This window comes from Symmachiella dynata (assembly GCF_007747995.1).
In the GTDB taxonomy this organism is placed as follows: domain Bacteria; phylum Planctomycetota; class Planctomycetia; order Planctomycetales; family Planctomycetaceae; genus Symmachiella; species Symmachiella dynata.
Window position 1 is genome coordinate 5,822,139 of the sequence record NZ_CP036276.1, and the last position, 19,684, is coordinate 5,841,822.

Sequence of the window (19,684 nt, forward strand, 5' to 3'; positions counted from 1 at the left end):
GGAGGTTAGTAATCAGCCCCCCAGCAGCCCAAGTGGCGGAATTGGCAGACGCGCTAGGTTGAGGGCCTAGTGGGAGTTAAATCCCGTGGAGGTTCAAGTCCTCTCTTGGGCACTTTAAGTGAAAGGACTTACGTCGATTTGGCGTGAGTCCTTTTTTCGTTTGGGGGCGGCAAATCTGCCGCCCATGACCCGCAAGCCACATTTGTGTGTCAGTTGAGTCGTGTTCCTTTATACTTTGAGAACTTTCTTTTTTGATCCCTAGGAGCCAACCCGTGATGAAAAAATCCGCTGCCACTGACGCGATGCAAAGCCGTTTATTTCTCTGCTGGAGCAGCTTATTGCTGGCGGTTGCCACTTTCATCACGTTGAGCATGTACGGGGAGTTGGCGTGTGCGGCGGAGGACGCTGCCGTTCAGCATTCTTTTCTCGGGGTCGGTCTTGCCAATCAAGCTGTGATTGTTGGTGAAGATAGGGAGGTGGAATGGAAATTTGAGATGCCGGCTAGTGATGGCTGGGTGCTGCCCAATGGCAACGTGTTGCTGGCGCTGTATGGGACGAAAGAATTTCCCAGCGGTGGCATTGTGGAAGTCGATCGCGAAACCAAAGAGATTGTTTTTCAATACAAGGCCCAGCAAAAAGAAACCAGCACCGTACAACCGTTGCCCAATGGCAAGTATCTGCTTGCCGAGTTGGGGCCCAAGCCGCGCGCTTTGGTGATCAACAGCCAGGGAGAAGTCGTCAAGTCGACGCCGCTGCAGTGTCAGACAGACAATGCCCATATGCAAACACGGATGCTGCGGGTGTTGCCGAATGGAAATTACCTGGCGCCGCACTTATTTGATTTTGCCGTCAAGGAATACAACCCCGATACGGGCGAGGTTGTCCGCTCGTTTGCAACGGATGACCGTGGCCGCGAGAAACGTGACTGGCCCTTCACCGCCATCCGCCTGAAAGATGGCAATACGCTGATCGCTTGCACAAACGGTAATCGGATTATCGAAGTCGATGCCAATGGCAAGATCGTTTGGAGCGTCACGAATGACGACCTTGGCGAAGATCTCTTCGACGATGCCTGCGGCGCGCAGCGTTTGCCGAACGGGAACACGGTGATCTCCAGCTATCACGCCAAAGGCGATGCGGTCAAACTGTTTGAAATCACGCGCGATAAGAAAGTCGTTTGGCGGTATTCGGGAATGAATGACGGGTTTCACCATTTCCAAATCCTCACGACCAACGGGAAGCCGGTCCAGGAAAACACTTGGAAATAGCGATCCGCGACTAGACCAATTCCGGCATGGGTTGAGCTTCGCCTTCGACCAGATATTGTGGGCGACCGTTGAGGTCGGTGATCGTGGTCTGGCCGGTATCGATGCCGAGATGTCGGAAGAGTGTGGCGTAGACTTCGCCAAACGTCACCGGGCGGGCGACCGCTTCTCCGGCGATGCGGTCGGTCGCGCCGATCACCTGTCCATGTTGCATTGCTCCACCAGCCATCAACGCACAATTCACTTTCGGCCAATGGTCGCGTCCGACTCGGGCACTGATTCTCGGCGTCCGGCCGAATTCTCCCCAGACGACGACGGCGCAATCTTCGGCGAGCCCTCGCTGATTGAGATCTTCCACCAGCGCGCTGAGGCATTGATCGAAGATTGGAAAATCCTCCGCTTCGCGCAGGAAGATGGAGTTATCGGCCCGCCCTTCGGTATTCCGTCCGCCGTGCCAGTCCCACTTGCTGTAGTTCAGCGTGACGACGCGGACACCGGCTTCGATTAAACGGCGGGCGAGCAGCAGGCTTTGCGGCACGCGCGGAGCGCCATTGCTGTCGATCATAATGGTCGGGTCGCCGGTCCCGTAACGCTCGACTGTACGCGGATCTTCTTGAGAGAGGTCCAAAGCCTCGGCCAGCTTCGATGAGGTGAGCAGCCCCATCGCTTGTTCAGTGAAGGCATCCAGACCCTCCATCGTCGAGGTCTGATCGATCTCCCGACGGATGACGTCCAACCCTTTGAGAAGCGATTTCCGGTCGGCCAGTCGATCGAGCGTGACGCCGTTGAGGACCATATCGTGTCGTGTCTCACCCATCGGTCGAAAGGGCGAGTGCGCTGCTCCCAGAAACCCCGGACCGGGTTCATTGTAAGGACCGTGGGTGCAGGTGTAGCACAGGCTGACAAAGGGCGGGGATTCGGGACGTGCCGGACCTTGTACTTTTGACACTATCGTCCCAAACTGCGGCCAGCCGCCTGATGGCTTTTGATTTTTGGGGTGGTGGCCGTTGAAAACTTGGATCGCATCGTGACCTGCTTGATTGCCAACCAGCGAGCGGATCACCGTCAACTTGTCCGCCATGGTGGCGAGCCGGGGAAACGCCTCGCAGATTTCAAATCCGGGAACATTGGTCGCGATCGGTCGCCATGGCCCGGCGATTTCCTTGGGGGCTTCCGGCTTGAGATCAAACATATCCTGGTGCGGCGGCCCGCCGACCAAGTAGATCATGATGACCGATTTTGGCGACTTGCTGCCCGACAGCGATTCCGCACGCAGCAGGTCCGGCAGCGACCACGCGCCGGCGGTTCCCATCGCGGCCAGACTCCCAATCCGCAGAACATCACGTCGCGAAACACCATCGCAAAATTCTCCAGTGGAGTGGGCGCGTCCTGCAATCGTCAACATACTCAGACTCCAGCAGACAGGAATGTTCCACGAACCGCACAATGTTCTGGCCATTCTGTTTATATCAACAAATCTACATGGATGCCATTCTGATCCTGGCTTATAATGCCGTGAGTGGCTGGCCCCGAAAAGTTGAAACCGCAGCGAACGGTTTTCCTTAAGCAGCTTTACGTGCGGATGCGCGTCAAGTAGAATCGCGTTCGACAGTTCATAGCCGGTCGCGTGAACAGGATGAACGTCATTTGACAGAATAATCTGCACCCGTAGCTCAACTGGATAGAGCATCGGTCTTCGGAACCGAGGGTTGGGGGTTCGAATCCCTCCGGGTGTACTTCACTAAAATAAATTCAGTCAAATCTTTTGACTTACAAGCTCCTCAGCGGATAGCTGGGGAGTTTTTTTATGGTTCTCACGAATTCCCCGGCGAATGCTGAATTCTTGTTAGGGGATTTTAGTTTTTCCTGGATTTCAACGGCGACTGTTTGGGTGGATCGTTGAGGGCCGTAGAGTGTCTCCGCTGCGGCATTTTGGCGATGCCTTGGGAGGAGTTTCGGCATCATAGCAGAGACACCCGTGTAGATGAGACGTTGAGCACAGCCTCGACGCATATTGTGGGGACTGGGAAGAGAGGGTCGTCACGCTTGCGAATGGTTTTCGCATCAATTCTGCGTTAGGGCGGGTGTGACCTTTTCGGTCTTTACTGGGAGTTGATGAATAAACCTCAGTTTCTCAACGACGGAATCGTTGAATATCTGGGGGACCAAATCGAGTAGCCCCATATCCCGGTTTAGTTCGTTGGCGATAATTCCCACCCGACTATAGGCTGCGAGCATGGAATCAAAGTTCTCGTAACTGGTGGTTACGAGGCCAAAATGTTCTGTCGTCGACAGAATGGTCGCCATATCCAAGTATGCCTGGAACGTTTCAGCAAAATCTTCCCAAGGATGCATGGAAGCGTATCCCGAGACATAGCTCTGTTGCCAGTTTTTGGCAGGGCCCTGCTGATAGTACCGCTTCTGAGAATCGGCATACGTTGGATTGCGCTCGTCTCCAAAGAGATGGCGACTCTCTTCCACTCGAAAATCTCTGACGAGCAAATCCCAATAATAGTGTCCGAGTTCGTGTCGAAAGTGACCGACAAGAGTTCGTTTGGGTTCTTGAAATTCGACGCGCGTTTTTTCACGTTCGACGCTGTCCGCTTCTCGCAGGCTGATGGTAATGCAACCGTCAGCGTGTCCTGTGGAGACTTTGCCGTTTTCATCGGATTTGAATTCAAACGTCAAATTCGGTTGGAGTGCGTTATTTCCAGAGACGGGAAATCCCAATCGCTCGACGACCCACAAGACTCGATGTTTGGCAGCTTCTAATTTTCTCCAAAGTGTCACATTTTCATTGCGTGATAGATCAGGGACGACCGAATTCAACCGACAGTAACTGCACAGCGCATTCACATCGTTCGCATCGAGCGCGCGATTGCAGGCGTCGTACTGTAAGTCGTTTGAGCAACGACGCAGTAGCGCCCCGCAAGCGGTGTTCCCGCATTGAAGCGCCCCTGAAGGCGTCTCTTCCACAGGTGTCACGTTTGCGCAGTGCGGGCACGTTACGGTGTCTCGTTTACAATTGACACAGAAATTGCTGTCGAAGAATAACGTGTTTCCGCACTGGCAGTTAAAAGTTTGCATGCGATTTTTTCTAAAAATGAAAGGTTCCTAATGACGGCAGTTGCCGGTTGTGATGCTATCGGACCTTATTTGCCAGCATGTTTTTGGTCATAGATCAATTCGTGGTCAATCACATCTCGAACAAAATCCTGTTCCAGCGACGCGTCTGAAGCATTGGAATGCAGCACAGAAATATCGCCTGTCGTTTCGAACACCACTGCCAAGACCTCATCGTACTTCAGCGCATTCGCTTCGCGGAGCTTTCCATAAACGTCCGACTGAGTCACGTTTGCTCGCTTTAGGTTTTCGTCAAGCATTTGATTGCCGGCCATCAACAGCAGCGGTTGGTTATCCACAAGCTGGCTGAAGCTGTGGGAATTGCGTCTAAAGAAAGCCAGCATCCATTGGCCCACGAACAAGACGGCCAAGGCCGTTAATCCAACAAACAGCGTCGGGGTCGAGCTTGATATCGTGGAAGCAAAAATTGATCCCACCGCCACGGTCATTGCGAAATCCGCAGCGGACATTTTTGAAAAACTTCTTAAGCCGACCAGCCTCGTGTAGATCAAGATGGCAGCGTAGGTGAGGACACCGGAGAGCAATACCATTCCTAATTCCGACCAATCGGAGTAAATCCATTCTTTAAACATGAAAATGCAAACTCCTTAAGGGGAGTGGTTGGTCGTCCGAGTTTTCGGACCGATGCGGTTCGCCGCCGTGAACTAGATGCTTGGTGTTCGCTAGTATTTTGGCCATGTGTCCGTTTTCCCGGAGAAGTACTGTCCTGCAACGCTGATGAAGAGGAAGTTAAGAAACGGACACTCTCGCCAACCGAAGTCCGCTGCTAGATGGGCGAGATAGACGCGATGCCTGGACAATCGCAAAAACTATGCCACTCGACAGGCCCCTCAAATAACAAAGCACGCATGTCGCTCGATCGCATGAATCCCTGCTATCTGGTGGACAGGAATGGCAAATTGCAAGCATTCGCCGGTCTGGAGCGGCGTAGAGAATAGGGCGGCGGATTGATCGCTTCGCAGTCAGTCTGGTCACCGGGCTACCTCTCCGCAGTGAATACGGCAGCCTAAACCGCACTGCCCGCTGCTTCGATCTCGAGAAGACCAGATCCGCTGAAGTTTGAAAGGGGCGTTCTGTCTCTACAAAGGTTCTATCTCTGCAAAGAATGAGCAGCTAACCGTGAGGAAATCCCGCAGGCTAAACAGCAAATACTTTGCATTCGCGTGCTAAACGTCGAGCCCTGCACGCGAGTTGCCGTGGCTGACAGTGTGAATCAAATTATCTGTCTGATCACATCCGGCGCGCCATTTGCAAGTTGATGTTTCTGGAGAGGACTCCGTTGAGCATCCCACAGCGTGAGGCGAAGAGAGCCGTGACCACAACGATGACAACAATCGAGCAATCAACATCTGCAGGCATCATGGCGGCAGTGGGCAACACTCCATTGGTACGGCTATCCCGGTATTTAGAGAATCCAACGGTCCAACTGTATGCCAAGCTCGAATGTTGCAATCCGGGCGGCAGCGCTAAGGATAGGCCCGCCTATGAAATGATTAAGGCCGGGTTAGAAGCAGGCCAGATTGATGCGACGTCGACCATCGTCGAATCGTCTTCGGGCAATATGGGAATTGGCTTGGCACAGGCTTGCGGCTTTTTTGGACTCAAGTTGATTTGCGTCGTGGATCCCCGTACGCAGGCACAAAACATCCAGATCATGCAGGCTTTGGGAGCTGAGGTCCAGATGGTGGAACGGCCGGTGGAAGATGATTTTTTACAAGCGCGTCTCAATCGTGTCTGCTGGTTGCTGGAGAATATTGAAGGAAGCTACTGGCCCAACCAGTATGCCAACGAATATAACCCACGGTCTCACGAACTAGGGACCATTCGAGAAATCGATGAGGAGCTGAACGGAGAGATCGACTTTCTTTTTGTCGCCACCAGCAGTACCGGCACTGCACGCGGTTGTCAGGATTATTTACGTCGCCATCGCCGACGGACTGAGGTTGTCGCCGTGGATGCGGTCGGCAGTGTCTTGTTTGGTGGAGAACCCGGCCCACGACATATCCCTGGTCTGGGAACCGGGCGGGTCCCCAAATTGGCTCGTGGTCAGGCGTTTGATTTCATTCGCCGCGTGACGGATCTGGACTGTGTAGTGGAATGTCGCCGATTGGCGAAGCGCGAGGCGATCTTAGCCGGAGGATCGGCAGGCGGCGTTCTATCAACCATCCGTGCCATGCAAGAACAACTGACAGGCAAGTCCTGTGTTGCGATCTTACATGATTCGGGCACACGCTACCTAGACACAGTCTTTAATGATGCCTGGGTGGAATCGACGCTGGGATGTTCATCGGCAGAGTTACAACGACTGATCCACTCTAGCACTCCTGTCAGCGAAGGGGTTGAAGATCAATGTCAAGTGCTAGCGTGAAAGACAACATAGTCGGTTCTCCGCAATCGAGTTGCGGAGAGGCACGGTTTCGAATCGCTGTTATCGGATGTGGTCCCAAAGGGCTGTTCTGTTTAGAGCGGTTGCTGGAGAGGCTCACTTCAGTAGAGAATCGTCGGGGGCTGGAAATTGTGATCTTTGAGCAGGCTCCCTACCCTGGTGCGGGGCAAGTGTACGATTTGCGTCAGCCGGACTACTTGCGCATGAATTTTGCATCACACAACATCAGTGCATGGCCGCCGAATGGTCACTTGAACTCGTTTCCCCAACCTACGCTGGTGGATTGGCTGCAGCAGTATTTTCCGCACATGGCAAAACCGGATGCGTTCATCCCCAGAGCTTTAGTCGGGGAGTATCTCCATTGGTGTTTTCAAGAGGTATTTAAGCAACTCAAGCGACTTGCCGCTGTTCGCATTGAACGCGCGTCCGTGTCGCAAATCACACGGGAGGGACAATCATGGCGTGTCGACTCCCCCCACGACTCCACGGTTTACGATGAAGTTCTCCTCACAGTGGGACACGAAGGTTGGCGAACGTCTTTGCCACAGAAGCTTGCGGGCCATCCAGCAGATGTGAATTCTGTGTTTCCCACCGAGAAGCAACTGTCGGTGGACCATGTTCGCCCCCAATCGACGGTGGTGATTCGAGGCTTCGGACTGACCGCTATCGATGCGATCCTGGCCATGACTGAAGGGCGTGGCGGACATCTGAAAAGACGTGATGGAAAATGGTTTTATACACCGTCAGGCCAGGAGCCGAGCACGATTATCCCCTGCTCCCGCTCAGGTAGACCGATGTTTGCCAAGCCGGTTCCGGGAAAAGCATTGGTCCCTGAAAAGGTTAAGAACATTTGGCCTCGATATCGCGAGGTATTGTTACAATTGCCGGCACAGACAGATGGATTGGATTTCGAACGTGACATGTGGCCGGTCATTCAAGACGCTGCGAAGTATGCCTTTAATCTTTGCGGAGGACGAGGCGCAAGACAGTGGTTTGACTCGTGGTACATGGTCGATTGTGATGGCCAAACAGCGGCGGAATTGATGCAGCAGTCCTACCGTGTGGCGATGGGTCAACAGAATCCATCCGCGGCTTGGGCATGGGGTGAAGCCTGGCGACAACTTTATCCGGCTTTGGTCGCGCGAATCAGCCACGGAGGGTTAAAGGACAATAGCTGGGCAGATTTCCACCCGTTGGCAGCGGAGATGGAACGCTTGGCCTTCGGTCCACCCGCTGAGAACCTAGGGCGACTGCTGGCATTAATTGAGCACCAGATTGTCGATCTACGCTTTGTGAGCGGTTGCTACCCAGGGACAGAGTCGAGATCCATCGAGACAGAATCAGGAACCACGCAACTCGCTGTCGACCACTTTGTGAATGCCGTCCTCCCCGCACCATCGGAACTGGCCCCGGAAGGATTGTTGGCAGCGTTGGTTCAAGACAGACTTGTTAGTCGGCATGAGCCTAGCCAAGCGTTGTTGGTCAACCGTGAGGCGCGTCCCTTGGACAGTGCTGGACACCCAACCGCTGGATTAGCACTTTTCGGGCGCTGCACAGAAGGGTGCATTTTAGGAAACGATACTTTGAGCCGGACGATGCACGATCATCCCGAGACTTGGGCAAATTCCGTTTGCAGGCATCTGCTCTGTTCGAAAGGCAAAACTCATGAATGAAGTGATTCTCGACCACCGGGATATTAACTGCGAAGAAGTCCGCAAAACAGATGCTGATCGGTTGCCATGCGAAGGAGTATTGCCGCTAAAGGGGCGGGTGGAACCTTGGATGCATTCGGCTTGCAACAGTGGTGCGCTACACCAGTGGGTGCAGCAGTACGGATCTCCATTGAATGTCGTTCATTCCGAACCATTGCAGCGAAATATTCGCCAATTCAACGATGTCGCCGAATCACGTGAACTCGACTTCCAGGTGTTTTTCGCCCGCAAAGCCAATAAATGCGCGACGTTTGTGGATGCCACCAACCAGATGAGTGCGGGGATCGATACCGCCAGTGAAATCGAACTTCGCCAAGCGTTGCAATGCGGTGTTCCTTCCAGTCGCATCATTTGCACTGCTGCGATCAAAAGCACGCAATTGCTGCGTTTGTGTGTCGACTCCCAGGTGACCATCGCGATTGACAATGCGGATGAGTTTCTGGCACTCAAAACGTTGGCCGCTGACAAGCAAATGCAGGCAAATATTGCCTTGCGGCTGAGTGGATTCCAGCATGCAAATGCCAAACTAGAATCACGATTTGGATTTGACGTCAATGAGGTCATGCCATTCGTATTCAAACATTTGCCCAACGCAGCAGACGATCATTTGAGGATTCAAGGACTACATTTTCATTTAGACGGATACTCAGCCGAGCAGCGAGTTTCCGCCATTCAACAGACGTTGAGCGTCATCCAGGAATTACGAAACGTTGGCCATTGCCCGTCATTCATTGATATCGGCGGCGGCATTCCGATGAGTTATTTGGAGTCCGAACATCAGTGGGATGACTTTTGGCGTGAGCATCGACGCGCACTCTTAGACCAGCGGACTCCGATCACATATCGCAATCATTCACTTGGCCTGAACGTTGTTCATGGCGAGATATTTGGTAAGGCGCACTGCTACCCCTTCTTCCAGCGACTGGTCGGAGCCGATTGGTTGGCACACATCCTGGATAGTGATTGCGCTGGACAAACGATTACTGAGGCCATTAACGATTACAAGCTCCAATTGCGTTGCGAACCTGGGCGTAGCCTTCTCGATGGTTGCGGGATGACGATTGCCCGTGTTGAGTTTCGCAAGCAGACCTCACAGGGCGATTGGCTGATTGGTTTATCGATGAATGGCACGCAATGCCGCACCTCCAGCGACGACTTTATGGTTGATCCGCTCCTGGTACGCAGCCCAGAGAACATAGAGGAATCCAATGGTGTCACTGACAACTGTCTGGAAGGCTATCTCGTCGGTGCCTCCTGCACCGAGTCGGATTTGTTGATTCAACGGAAGTTGCGATTTTCCGGAAATCTCCATCCTGGTGATCTCATCGTGTTCCCCAACACCGCTGGTTATTTCATGCACTTTCTGGAGAGCCGGACTCATTTGTATCCGTTGGCACGCAACATAATACTTCCGCGCGAGGTGAATGAGCCACCGAGACTCGATGCGATCGATGCAGAGTGAGAATATTCGTGACGCACGATCTCTCCGGGCAAGTTGGTGATTGCTTCTCGTTTGCATCCCGGCTAACGGGTGGTGAGAAGTTGAGGCAATTTACAACGATGGGTCGTGAGGTCGACATTAGATCCAACAGCTAGAGACCGTGCCTGGTTATCCGAAGAGGCTTGTGTGATATCACTCACTCAAATTTGATTCGGCCGCTTCAGTCATCTTCTCAACTTGCTCGGCCACCGACACTTGTTCACTCACCAACTTGACCGCTAAGCAAGACTGCTGTCGGATTGCTCCAGTTCTTCCTCTTCCTGCTTTTCAATCTGCATCTGCTTGCCGATTGCTTTGTGGTGCTCCCAGTTCCCGGTGGCTCCGGAACGACGCTCGTCGAGATTGGCGATGACTTCCTGGCGGCCGTAGAGGAGGAGTGTGTCGTGCTCTTCTAGGATGGTCTTGCCGCGGGGGGCTCCGAAATAGTTTCCATTTGCTTTTTCGACACCTAGCACAAGCACGCCCTCATCGGCCAGATTGAGGTCGCCCAGTGCCTGATTGGCGAGCCAGTCATCCGCTTGGACACTCAATTCCAGGACCACGTAGTCTCCCGTGAGATGCAACAACCCGGCATAGTCACGCACTTCCAGTGCGGTCCAACGCTTTAAGGCCCAACGAATGTACTTGGAAAGCTCACGGTCAATCCACCGGCTATGGGCGAACATCCACAGTACGGAGAGACTCGCTAACAGGCAGGTAATGCGGAACCAAATGTTCCCGGTAATGCCGGTCGCGGTCTGTGTCCCCATAAAGGAGAGGATCAACGACGACATTGCCGTGACGATTCCCGCATTACCCAATAGCATCAACAACATAATGATGCGTCGCCTTACGGGATGACGGACCACTTTTTCTGATTCGGTGGTGCTAAACCCCGTCCCAGAGAATGCCGAACGTGCTTGGAACCGCGCGAGTTCATTGGAGAGGCCCGTCAATGTCAGTGCTACGGACGCAATACGTACGACGACCATAGAAACAAGCACGACAACAATTAAGGAGATGATAGGAATCATTACGGGCGATTTGAGTTGGTTTTAGAAAAGGGGCGACAGACCAAGAATAATTTGCGTGACGAGATCATTCCGTTGTCTCGTCTTCTGACTTCTCGATTTCGATGTCCGCTCCCGGCACATCAATGTCAATATTTGATTCTGTGTCCATGTTATCTTCCGCGGCCGGTGCGGTGACGGGGTCGGGTTCTGTGGTCGACTGGTCGCATCCCGTTGCACAGAAAGTCGACAGTCCGAATAACGTCAGGCACAAAGCGTTCATCCAGTGACGCATGATTTTCTCCTAGTGATTATGGGGATATGATCCTATTGGCGTTGAGCGACATACGTTGAGATCCATCACTCCGCCTGCTGACATAACAAATCACTGGTTTCAAAACCTCATTGCGTGGGGGAGACCCTTTGCCCAAGGACGGGGTGACGCAATCGAGGATTTTGAAACCAGTTGATTCTGCAAAGTTGATTATTTCGTCTCTGCCAACTCTTTGGCTAACACTTGTTTTGCCGTTTCAACTTCGGCTTGCTTGCTTTGCCATTTCAAAGCGTCGAGCGATTTCATGTCATCGATCTCATCTTGCAGGCGTTCTTGGTGAGTGTGCAATTCTTCGATTTGCACCTCAATGGCATCTTTTTCCGCACCATCCAAGCCGTCGGCTTTTTCTTCCAAGGCTTCGATTCGTAATTCCGCTTCATGAACTTGGGCCTGGGCCTGCTTCAGGTAAGCATCGCGTGATTGCTGAGCTTTCAGTTTGGCTTCGATCCGATTGGCTTCTTGCTCTGCTTCTCGTGTTTCTTGCTCTTCTTCAGCAATCGCTTCGTTGGCTTCTTCACGCGCCTCTTGAGTCTCGCGTTGTTCTTCGTTCAACTCGTCGAAATTCGGCCGCATTACCTTTTGGCGTTCGGCTTCTGTTTCGTTCCGTTCCTCGTTGATTTCTTCTTGTGCGTCTTGGCGAGCGACCTGTGTTTCTTGCCGTTCTTCGATCACCTCGTTGCGAGCATCCGAAAGATCTTCGCGTGTGACATCTTGATTGCAACCAGATCCCACGGCGATGGCACTGCTACAAATTCCATACATTGTTACTCGAATAATCCGACTCATGTCTGTCTCCTGTTCTGAAAGACTGAAGTTGTAATCGCTGAATACTTGAAACTGATCTAATGCAAATCGCGGGCCAAACTTCCCGCAATGCATGGCGAAGTTGGATTGCTCTCGCAGAAGGCTGATTTACAGGAACGATTTGTAGAGAAACGGAACATGCAGAATTAGCGGGAGACCGCCGTCCGTAGGGCGTTGGAGCGGAAATGGCTTTCTTTTTCGAGCGTTGATCGCTCAACCTGGTTGAGTTGCGATCAATGGGTTGTGGAGCAAACCGTGGGGTTTAAGAATTCTAAGAGCAAGGGCTATCACGTATGCCGGGACGGTAGTAGAATGAGCTGAGTCCCTGGATGAACGAGGATACCTGAATGCACAAAGTGCTTGTGATCGATGACGACCGTACGGTTTTGCGGTTAGTGGAAAAAGCTCTCGCCGATGTCGACATCGAACTTTTTTCTGCTGAGACAGCTGAAGACGGAATGGCCCTGCTCAAGCAAGAGCAGCCCGACGCGCTCTTGTTGGACATTATGCTGCCGGACAAAACGGGGTTGGAACTGGCCCAGGAGATTCGCGCGTTTGATGCCAAGTTGCCGGTGGTCTTCATCACGGTCTCGGACGATAGTGACGTGGCCATTGAAGCGATGAAATTGGGCGCCTATGAATACGTGCTCAAGCCGCTGGGGATTGAGCAGATTCAGGATCTTGTTGAGCGGGGCTTGGAGACCCGGCGGTTGATGCAGGCTCCGGTACTGCTGCAGGAAAACAATGATCAATCGCTCGATGGCGAGGTCCTGGTTGGGCGCAGCCCGCAAATGCTTGAGGTCTATAAACAGATTGGGCGTGTGGCCGCCCAGGATGTGTCAGTCTTGATTCGCGGCGAAAGCGGAACCGGTAAAGAGCTCATCGCACGGGCCATCTATCAGCACAGCCATCGTGACGACAACTGTTTTTTAGCGGTCAATTGCGCTGCTTTGACCGATACCCTGCTGGAGAGCGAGTTATTCGGCCACGAGAAAGGCGCGTTTACGGGGGCGGATCACCGGCGAATCGGACGGTTTGAGCAGTGTAACGACGGCACCATCTTCCTGGATGAAGTGGGAGATATGTCACCGCTGACGCAGAGCAAAGTGCTGCGGTTACTGCAAGAACAGCGATTTGAGCGTGTGGGCGGCAGCGATATGATCCAGGTCGATGTGCGGATCATTTCCGCCACGAATTGTGATCTAGAACGGATGATTGAGGATAGTGAATATCGCCTCGATCTGTTCCATCGGCTCAACGCATTTGAGATTCATCTCCCGCCGTTGCGCGATCGCGGGAACGACATCCAACTGCTGATCGAACACTTTTTAGCAAGATTCAACCAGAAGCTCGGCAAGGGCATCACCGGGATCTCGGATGAAGCTATGGAGCTTCTCTTCGGCTACTCCTGGCCGGGCAATGTGCGGGAACTGCAAAGCGTACTTCGCAAAGCTATGCTGATGGCCACTGGCCCGGTACTTGTGCCGGAGTTTTTCCCTCAGGAATTACAAAGCAAGAAACCAGCAGAACCATCCGCCGCCACAGCGGATAACAAAGCCACCGACATTGCCGGCTTTCTGGATGAACGTGAGGCGGCCGGGTCCAACGACTTGCATGCGGAATCGACGGAGTGGATGGAGCGTTACCTGCTCTCGCGGATTTTGCAAAAGCACAATGGCAACCAGTCGAAGGCCGCTGAAGAATTGGGGATCACCCGGGGGAGCTTGCGGCACAAGATCAAGACGCTGGGGATCTCGATCAATCACGTAGTGAAAGCCGATGCCGATGCCGATGAAAGCCCTGATCCTGTAGGTGAAGACTGCGATTGCTGACTGACGCGACGATTGAATCGCTGGGTGCCCACCAACAAAAAAAATGCAGGTCGTTAAAAAAACGGCCTGCAACGGACGAGTCATACTTTTGCGGAATCCGAACTCACAAAAGTCGACTCGTTATTTTCGCGGTTTCGAGTCGTTAGCGTTTATCGATTTCGACTTCAATGTCGGCATCGCGGTCGTGTTTCACCTTGTAGCGTTTATACAGTTCGTTGGTGTATGAACGATCGGCGAAGTTCGGCCAATGCTCTTGGTCAAATCCGCGAGCCCCTTCCAACTGCTCCTGCGTAACATTCAGGACAGCAATATGCTCGTTCTTGTCATCCGGATTCGGTTGGCATTTGAACGCTTCGAAAGGTACGGCGAACATTTTGTCGCCCAAACCTAAAAACCCGCCATAGGTCACGGCTGCGTATTGAACGTCGCCATTATTGGCATTGATCACAAGATCTTGGATTTCACCCACGCTTTTGCCTTCCGGGTTTTGGATATTCAAACCATGGAGTTGGCTGGCACGGATGTTTGCACCTGCGGTCTTCTTGTCAATCGCCCCGGTCCGCTCACGCGCCGAGTTGGCAGCGGTCTCACGATGGGCTTTTCGGTGTTTCACCTTATAACGTCGATCGACGGTTCTGGTGAATTTTTGATCGGCAAAGTTGGGCCAATGGTCTTCATCAAACCCGCGATCCCCTTCGAGCTGTTCCTGCGTGACATCCAATACGAGGACGTATTCGTTCGCATCATCGGAGTCCTGACGGCAAGTGAAGGCGTCGTAAGGAACGGCAAACATTTTGTTTCCGATTCCTAGGATTCCACCGTAAGTGACTGCGGCGTAGCGGATGTTGCCGTGGTTGGCGTCGATCACCAAGTCACTGATTTCCCCCACGCTTTTGCCTTGTGGGTTATAGATATTCCTGCCCAACAGTTCGGTTGTGCGGACGTTGGCGCCGGCCGTTTTCTCGTCCAGCTTGCCGATTTTGTCCCGTTTCGTTGCCGGGGATTTGCGTTTTGTATTGGTGTCATCGTAGGCGATCGCCAGCATCGTGGCGGACGCCAAAAAGATGACGGCTAAACTACTGCTTATCAAGTGTGTGCGTTTCATGGCTTTTTCCTCCGTAAAAGTTCACTGTGGGAATTGGCTGCGACGTTTTGTGTTTGCCGTGACGATTACGAAATCTGCCGATAGCAATTGAGGGCACATACCCTTTGCGGTGCGTCGATACGCGTGCAGTTCGTGCGTCTGGGGCAATTAAAAAAAACGTGGCTTCAGTTGGAATGACGCATTCCGACTGCTCGTTTCAGCACGTGCAGGATTTCTCAAATGACTGAACCTGCTCTTCCGCTTTCTCGCGGGCAATTCCGTAACGTTCTTGAATTTTCCCAACGAGAACGTCCCGTTTTCCATCGATTGAATCCAGTTCGTCATCGGTCAGATCGCCCCATTTTTGTTTGGCTTGACCTTTGACCTGTTTCCATTTTCCTTCGATTTGATCCCAATTCATGTCTGTGCTCCTTGTTCATAGGTGACAATGTGCCGTCTGCGCGGCGTGTTAAAACAGATTTTGCGTTGCCGACAAGACAACGCCCGTTGTTCAGAGTGTCGGGTGGGCATCAATCACCTGTAACTGATTGATGACGTGATGCACTCCCGGTACTTTTGCTGCGATTGTTTGTGCAAGCTGCTTTTGATAGTAGGAGTTTGCCGTCCCGCGAAGCACGATCGTGGTTCCACGCGATTCGCATCGCACGCGGGTCAGCCGGTGGACCCCTAAACGCTGCATGGAATTCCAGACCCGCTCGGCGAGTTGATCTTTTGAATGCTCCGAGGTTGCGTTGATGAACATGGTTCCATTTCTTTCACTCGACTCGCAATGAATTGTGCCTTGGGACAGGCTGACGAACATCTGATTTCGTCATCGCTCAATCAGCTTGTTCCCTGGTGAATAGCTTGCGGCCAATCCTCGACAAGTGGCGTTGTGCGGTAAGTGGCTGCGGCTAGTTTGACGCTCGGCTTTGATTGAAGCCGCCCTACGACTACCGCTTGCCATGCTTGTTACACCATCTGTTTTGCACATGCCGTGCCAATAGAAAATAATGCAGCGAGACTTCGGCGCATTTCTACATCGCGAAGTCTCCAAGGCTATTGATTGCGTGGAGATACTAGTCGGATCAGATTTCAAACAATTCCGTTGACCGCATTCACCACCATGAAATTGTGGTTGGTGGATAAAAATGGCGCACCGATATCTGGTTGCCGATCTACCGCAATGGTCGTTGAGCGTTCTCGCATTTGATCCAGCAACGGCGCATAACGGCTGGAGAACATCAGAGGGGGAGCAGAGCAGTTCTTTGTTGAACCGTCGGCTCTTTAAGCGACCGACGGCTCAGTCGGATTACATCTACAGATAAATCATCCGTCATCGAGACTCGCGTGACGTGTGGTCGATTTCAAACCACACGGCAGCACGTTTTGCAAGCGCGTCTGGCGACACTGAAGTTTCAACTCGCCAACATATGAGCATCCGCTTTTGTTTGGCTAAGCGGGCAGCGCTGACTATTCTCGATATTTTGCCAATGCGAGGTCGAGTTGTGCGACGTGTTGCTCGAGTTGTGTTTGCAATGCTTTCGCCCCCGTCAAATCGCCGGCTTTGCCAAGTTGCTCTAACTCGTTGGCCGTGGAGAGACAGTTCTCAGCACCGAAATTGGCAGCGATGCCTTTGAGGCTGTGCGCTGCGTGTTGCACGGCTGAGGGGTCGGCGGCGTCGATTGCTTTCCCGAGATCCTCAAGCAGCTTGGGTGAGTCTTCTTGAAAGTAGCCGATAAACTCCAGAAACAGGTTCTTGTCCCCATTCAGGCGCCGCATCGTGCCTGCATAATCGACAACGTCATCTGGCGAAGCGGGTAACTCCGGCTGTGGTGTAGAAGATGCGTTCTCAACAATTTCAGCGGATTCTTCAAAGTCATAATCGTCTTCGAGATCGTGTAGGTTGTCGCGGCCGAGAGAGGCATTTTCTACCAACTGGACCAGTTCCTCCACATCAACTGGCTTGGAGAGGTAGGCATCCATGCCGGCCGCTAAACATTTCTCGCGATCTCCCCGCATGGCGTGGGCGGTCATGGCAATGATGGGTGTTGATTTTTTAGAATCATTTTCAACGGCGCGTATTTTTGCAGTCGCTTTATAACCGTCCATGACCGGCATTTGCACATCCATCAAGATCACATCGAAGGCCCGATCATGGTACAACTGAATCGCTTCCTGGCCGTTCTGAGCAACGGTGACCGTATGCCCGTACTTTTGTAGGATGATTCTCACGACTTTCTGATTGGCGGGTGTATCCTCCGCCAGCAAAACCGAAAGCGACCGATGTGAGGTGCGGTTGTTGTGTGGGTTCACTTCGTCATTGGTTTCGTCGACTTGGACATGCATGGCCTGCATGACGGCGTCCAACAGGTCGGATTGCGAGACCGGTTTCTGTAAAAAGTGATCGACTCCAGACTCGGTTTCCCGCTGTTTGAATTCCTGTCGATCAGACGAAGAGATCATCAAGATAATTGGCGGCGGATTGGTGGTTCGTTCGCAGATACGTCGCGATAACGTATATCCGTCTACTCCCGGCATCTGCGCGTCGAGGATGACTAACGGATAGGGAGCACCGTTTTCGCATGCTCGATCCATCCGGCGAATCGCTTGTTCGGCTCCCTCCACGGTATCGGGTTGCATGGACCAATTCTTCAACATTTGGGCTAGAATGCGACGGTTCGTCTCGTTGTCATCCACGACCAGAACCGGCAAATTTTGCAGTTGCTTGAGCGACAATCCTTCCGACGGTTTTCTCGTCGCGATCGATTGACGGGCAAGTGTCACCTGAAACGACAGACAACTTCCTTTCTCCGGTTCGCTTTCGACGGAGAGTTTTCCGCCCATTAAACGCAGTAGCTGGTTGCAGATGGCCAGTCCCAGACCCGTTCCTCCATGTCGCCTGGTGGAAGAGGCATCGACTTGAGTGAACGGTTCGAGAATGCGGCGTTGGTCATCCGGAAGAATACCGACGCCGGTATCGCGAACCGAAAAACGGAGTCGCACTTTACTGGGCCATTTTTTCAATGTTTCCACAGCAACGACCACTTCGCCGGCATCGGTGAATTTCACCGCATTATTGATGAGGTTGGTCAAAACTTGCTTAAGCCTAACCGTGTCGCCCACTAATTCGTCGGGGACATTGCTTGCCACATCGCAGGCCAATTCCAACCCTTTATCAAACGCATGCAGCGATAGCGGCTTGATGGCCACATCCAGCATTTCGCGTAGATGAAACGGTTCGTTTTCGATCGTAAATTTCCCGGACTCCAGCTTCGAGAAGTCGAGGATGTCGTTCACCAACGTCAGCAACGAGTGCGCTGACTCGTTGGCTGTTCGAATGTAGTCCTCCACATCGTCTGTCAACTTTTCACCGAGTGCGATTTGCGTCATGCCAATAATTGCGTTCATGGGCGTTCGCAATTCATGACTGACATTGGCTAGAAATTCTGCGCGCGAGCGATTGGCTTTTTCGGCATCTTCCTTGGCGACAAACAGCTCTTTTTGTTGCCGTTTACGTTCGGTGATATCTCGCTCGATCGTTGACGAGCCAATGTCCACCCCGTTCTCATCGGCGATCGGCGATACGGTGACGGAGACGGAGAGTAATTGCCCATCTTTTCGTTTCCGGATCGTTTCAAATTGTTCCAACCGCCTCCCCGAATGTATCGCCTCGGTGATGACTTTCGTTTCTTCTTCAATATCCGGCGGCAAGAGAAAATCGATGGTTCTACCAAGCGTTTCTTCTTCCCGATAGCCATAGACGCGTTCGGCCCCCAAGTTCCAACTGTTGATCGTGCCATCGATGTCGATGCCGATGATTGCGTCGTAGGAAGAATCGACAAGTGCCGCCAAGCGAGCCCGATATTTTGAGTTTTCGCTCTTCTGCGAAATATCGCGGACAAAGGCATTGAAGAGGACTTTGCCGTCAAGCGACACGGCAACGACGCTCAATTCGATGGGGAATTCTTCTCCGTTTTTTCGTAAGGCGGTCAGCTCCACCCGTTGGCCCAGGATCGGTCCCATCCCCGTTTTAAGAAATCGCGCTAACCCTTGGCGTTGAGCGGTCCGATATTCCGGCGGGATGATGCGCGATGCGAGTTCTTCACCAACAACTTCTGATCGTGTCCAACCAAACGTGGTTTCCGCCTGGGCATTCCAGTCCACGATGCGGCCGCGTTGGTCAATCGAGACGACGGCATCCATCGCAGTTTCAACGATGCTGCTGCGATAACGTTCTCGACTGAGTAGCGTACGTTTGGCACGCACGATTTTACCACACAAGGCGGCCGTCAACCAAATGGCGAACATCCCCAACAGCCGGTTCATGACGGAGATCCAAACAACCTCGTCACTCGTTGAAGAGATATACAGGTCGATCACCAACATGACCGAACATAATGCCGCGGTGGCGTAGATATCTAAAGCTTTTCCGGTTCGGAAAGCCAACCAGATAATCGGCAAATACAATATGTAGCCAGCCACATCGACTGCCAGAAACGAATCGAGCAGAAACACTGCTCCAACGGCCGCTAAGACACTCACGCGTGCCAAGACGTACGATTCACGCGAGTTATCCACGACGTCTTGGAACGGCATCGAGTCAGAATTCATACGGCCTACCTTCATCACT

Annotated in this window: 15 protein-coding genes, 2 tRNA genes and 1 pseudogene; 7 read left to right on the forward strand and 11 right to left on the reverse strand. The window is 52.7% G+C overall.

Annotated elements, in window-relative coordinates:
* Positions 1-26 precede the first annotated feature (26 nt).
* Positions 27-112: transfer RNA gene (locus tag Mal52_RS21995), tRNA-Leu, on the forward strand.
* Positions 113-275: 163 nt separating this feature from the next.
* On the forward strand, positions 276-1,268 hold the full coding sequence (locus Mal52_RS22000) for a beta-propeller domain-containing protein (RefSeq protein WP_197534388.1): 993 nt from the start codon (positions 276-278) through the stop codon (positions 1,266-1,268).
* A gap of 10 nt (positions 1,269-1,278) precedes the next feature.
* Here Mal52_RS22000 and Mal52_RS22005 read toward each other — a convergent pair whose 3' ends face one another.
* On the reverse strand, positions 1,279-2,670 hold the full coding sequence (locus Mal52_RS22005) for a DUF1501 domain-containing protein (RefSeq protein WP_197534389.1): 1,392 nt from the start codon (positions 2,668-2,670) through the stop codon (positions 1,279-1,281).
* A gap of 257 nt (positions 2,671-2,927) precedes the next feature.
* On the opposite strand from Mal52_RS22005, the gene Mal52_RS22010 reads away from it, so the two are divergent.
* Positions 2,928-3,001, forward strand: a tRNA-Arg gene (locus Mal52_RS22010).
* Between the two features lie 328 nt (positions 3,002-3,329).
* Here the strand turns inward: Mal52_RS22010 and Mal52_RS22015 are convergent.
* The 3 genes and pseudogenes from Mal52_RS22015 to Mal52_RS22020 all read right to left on the reverse strand — a co-directional run bounded on the left by Mal52_RS22015 (position 3,330) and on the right by Mal52_RS22020 (position 4,981).
* On the reverse strand, positions 3,330-4,055 hold the full coding sequence (locus Mal52_RS22015) for a putative zinc-binding metallopeptidase (protein WP_231962414.1): 726 nt from the start codon (positions 4,053-4,055) through the stop codon (positions 3,330-3,332).
* A 24-nt stretch (positions 4,056-4,079) separates the two neighbouring features.
* Positions 4,080-4,352: pseudogene (locus tag Mal52_RS30610) on the reverse strand (zinc-ribbon domain-containing protein); the annotation flags it as partial.
* Between the two features lie 65 nt (positions 4,353-4,417).
* Positions 4,418-4,981 carry a DUF421 domain-containing protein gene (locus Mal52_RS22020; protein ID WP_145378691.1) on the reverse strand — a complete coding sequence of 188 codons (564 nt, stop codon included), beginning with the start codon at positions 4,979-4,981 and terminating at the stop codon, positions 4,418-4,420.
* Between the two features lie 752 nt (positions 4,982-5,733).
* Here Mal52_RS22020 and sbnA point away from each other — a divergent pair.
* Genes sbnA through Mal52_RS22035 form a run of 3 tightly spaced genes read left to right on the forward strand, consistent with a single transcriptional unit; the run spans position 5,734 to position 9,969 of the window.
* Complete coding sequence (sbnA, locus tag Mal52_RS22025) at positions 5,734-6,777, forward strand: 2,3-diaminopropionate biosynthesis protein SbnA (RefSeq protein WP_145380746.1); 1,044 nt, start codon at positions 5,734-5,736, stop codon at positions 6,775-6,777.
* A complete protein-coding gene (locus Mal52_RS22030) occupies positions 6,774-8,468 on the forward strand; it encodes an FAD/NAD(P)-binding protein (protein WP_197534390.1) in 1,695 nt (564 codons plus the stop codon). The genes sbnA and Mal52_RS22030 overlap by 4 nt, the downstream gene beginning before the upstream one ends.
* Positions 8,461-9,969, forward strand: coding sequence for a Y4yA family PLP-dependent enzyme (locus Mal52_RS22035; RefSeq protein ID WP_197534391.1), 1,509 nt, complete (start codon positions 8,461-8,463; stop codon positions 9,967-9,969). Before Mal52_RS22030 ends, Mal52_RS22035 begins: the two co-directional genes overlap by 8 nt.
* 257 nt (positions 9,970-10,226) lie before the next feature.
* Here the strand turns inward: Mal52_RS22035 and Mal52_RS22040 are convergent, their stop codons facing one another.
* The 3 genes from Mal52_RS22040 to Mal52_RS22050 form a co-directional block, all read right to left on the reverse strand.
* The gene (locus Mal52_RS22040; protein WP_145378695.1) at positions 10,227-11,021 is read right to left on the reverse strand and encodes a TrkA C-terminal domain-containing protein; all 795 of its coding nucleotides are present in this window, start codon (positions 11,019-11,021) and stop codon (positions 10,227-10,229) included.
* A gap of 64 nt (positions 11,022-11,085) precedes the next feature.
* Positions 11,086-11,292, reverse strand: a complete 207-nt coding sequence (locus tag Mal52_RS22045; RefSeq protein WP_145378697.1) for a hypothetical protein — start codon at positions 11,290-11,292, stop codon at positions 11,086-11,088.
* 189 nt (positions 11,293-11,481) lie between these two features.
* Complete coding sequence (locus tag Mal52_RS22050) at positions 11,482-12,117, reverse strand: hypothetical protein (protein ID WP_145378698.1); 636 nt, start codon at positions 12,115-12,117, stop codon at positions 11,482-11,484.
* Positions 12,118-12,482: 365 nt separating this feature from the next.
* Between Mal52_RS22050 and Mal52_RS22055 the strand changes: the two genes are divergently transcribed.
* Positions 12,483-13,967 (forward strand): sigma-54-dependent transcriptional regulator, encoded by a 1,485-nt coding sequence (locus Mal52_RS22055; RefSeq protein ID WP_145378699.1) that lies wholly within the window; start codon positions 12,483-12,485, stop codon positions 13,965-13,967.
* Between the two features lie 142 nt (positions 13,968-14,109).
* Here the strand turns inward: Mal52_RS22055 and Mal52_RS22060 are convergent, their stop codons facing one another.
* From Mal52_RS22060 to Mal52_RS22075, 4 genes are all read right to left on the reverse strand, one after another.
* Positions 14,110-15,072 carry a PRC-barrel domain-containing protein gene (locus tag Mal52_RS22060; protein ID WP_145378700.1) on the reverse strand — a complete coding sequence of 321 codons (963 nt, stop codon included), beginning with the start codon at positions 15,070-15,072 and terminating at the stop codon, positions 14,110-14,112.
* A gap of 196 nt (positions 15,073-15,268) precedes the next feature.
* Complete coding sequence (locus Mal52_RS22065) at positions 15,269-15,472, reverse strand: CsbD family protein (RefSeq protein WP_145378701.1); 204 nt, start codon at positions 15,470-15,472, stop codon at positions 15,269-15,271.
* 90 nt (positions 15,473-15,562) lie between these two features.
* Entirely contained in the window at positions 15,563-15,814 is a 252-nt protein-coding gene (locus Mal52_RS22070; protein WP_197534392.1) for a BON domain-containing protein, read from the reverse strand.
* 710 nt (positions 15,815-16,524) lie between these two features.
* On the reverse strand, positions 16,525-19,665 hold the full coding sequence (locus Mal52_RS22075; protein ID WP_197534393.1) for a hybrid sensor histidine kinase/response regulator: 3,141 nt from the start codon (positions 19,663-19,665) through the stop codon (positions 16,525-16,527).
* Between the last annotated feature and the right edge of the window lie 19 nt (positions 19,666-19,684).

Bases quoted from the DNA above. Each gene is read 5' to 3' on its own strand.
- Mal52_RS22000 (WP_197534388.1), top strand. From the start codon at position 276: ATGAAAAAATCCGCTGCCACTGACGCGATGCAAAGCCGTTTATTTCTC.
- Mal52_RS22005 (WP_197534389.1), bottom strand. From the start codon at position 2,670: ATGTTGACGATTGCAGGACGCGCCCACTCCACTGGAGAATTTTGCGAT.
- Mal52_RS22020 (WP_145378691.1), bottom strand. From the start codon at position 4,981: ATGTTTAAAGAATGGATTTACTCCGATTGGTCGGAATTAGGAATGGTA.
- sbnA (WP_145380746.1), top strand. From the start codon at position 5,734: ATGACAACAATCGAGCAATCAACATCTGCAGGCATCATGGCGGCAGTG.
- Mal52_RS22035 (WP_197534391.1), top strand. From the start codon at position 8,461: ATGAATGAAGTGATTCTCGACCACCGGGATATTAACTGCGAAGAAGTC.
- Mal52_RS22040 (WP_145378695.1), bottom strand. From the start codon at position 11,021: ATGATTCCTATCATCTCCTTAATTGTTGTCGTGCTTGTTTCTATGGTC.
- Mal52_RS22045 (WP_145378697.1), bottom strand. From the start codon at position 11,292: ATGCGTCACTGGATGAACGCTTTGTGCCTGACGTTATTCGGACTGTCG.
- Mal52_RS22050 (WP_145378698.1), bottom strand. From the start codon at position 12,117: ATGAGTCGGATTATTCGAGTAACAATGTATGGAATTTGTAGCAGTGCC.
- Mal52_RS22055 (WP_145378699.1), top strand. From the start codon at position 12,483: ATGCACAAAGTGCTTGTGATCGATGACGACCGTACGGTTTTGCGGTTA.
- Mal52_RS22060 (WP_145378700.1), bottom strand. From the start codon at position 15,072: ATGAAACGCACACACTTGATAAGCAGTAGTTTAGCCGTCATCTTTTTG.
- Mal52_RS22065 (WP_145378701.1), bottom strand. From the start codon at position 15,472: ATGAATTGGGATCAAATCGAAGGAAAATGGAAACAGGTCAAAGGTCAA.
- Mal52_RS22070 (WP_197534392.1), bottom strand. From the start codon at position 15,814: ATGTTCATCAACGCAACCTCGGAGCATTCAAAAGATCAACTCGCCGAG.
- Mal52_RS22075 (WP_197534393.1), bottom strand. From the start codon at position 19,665: ATGAATTCTGACTCGATGCCGTTCCAAGACGTCGTGGATAACTCGCGT.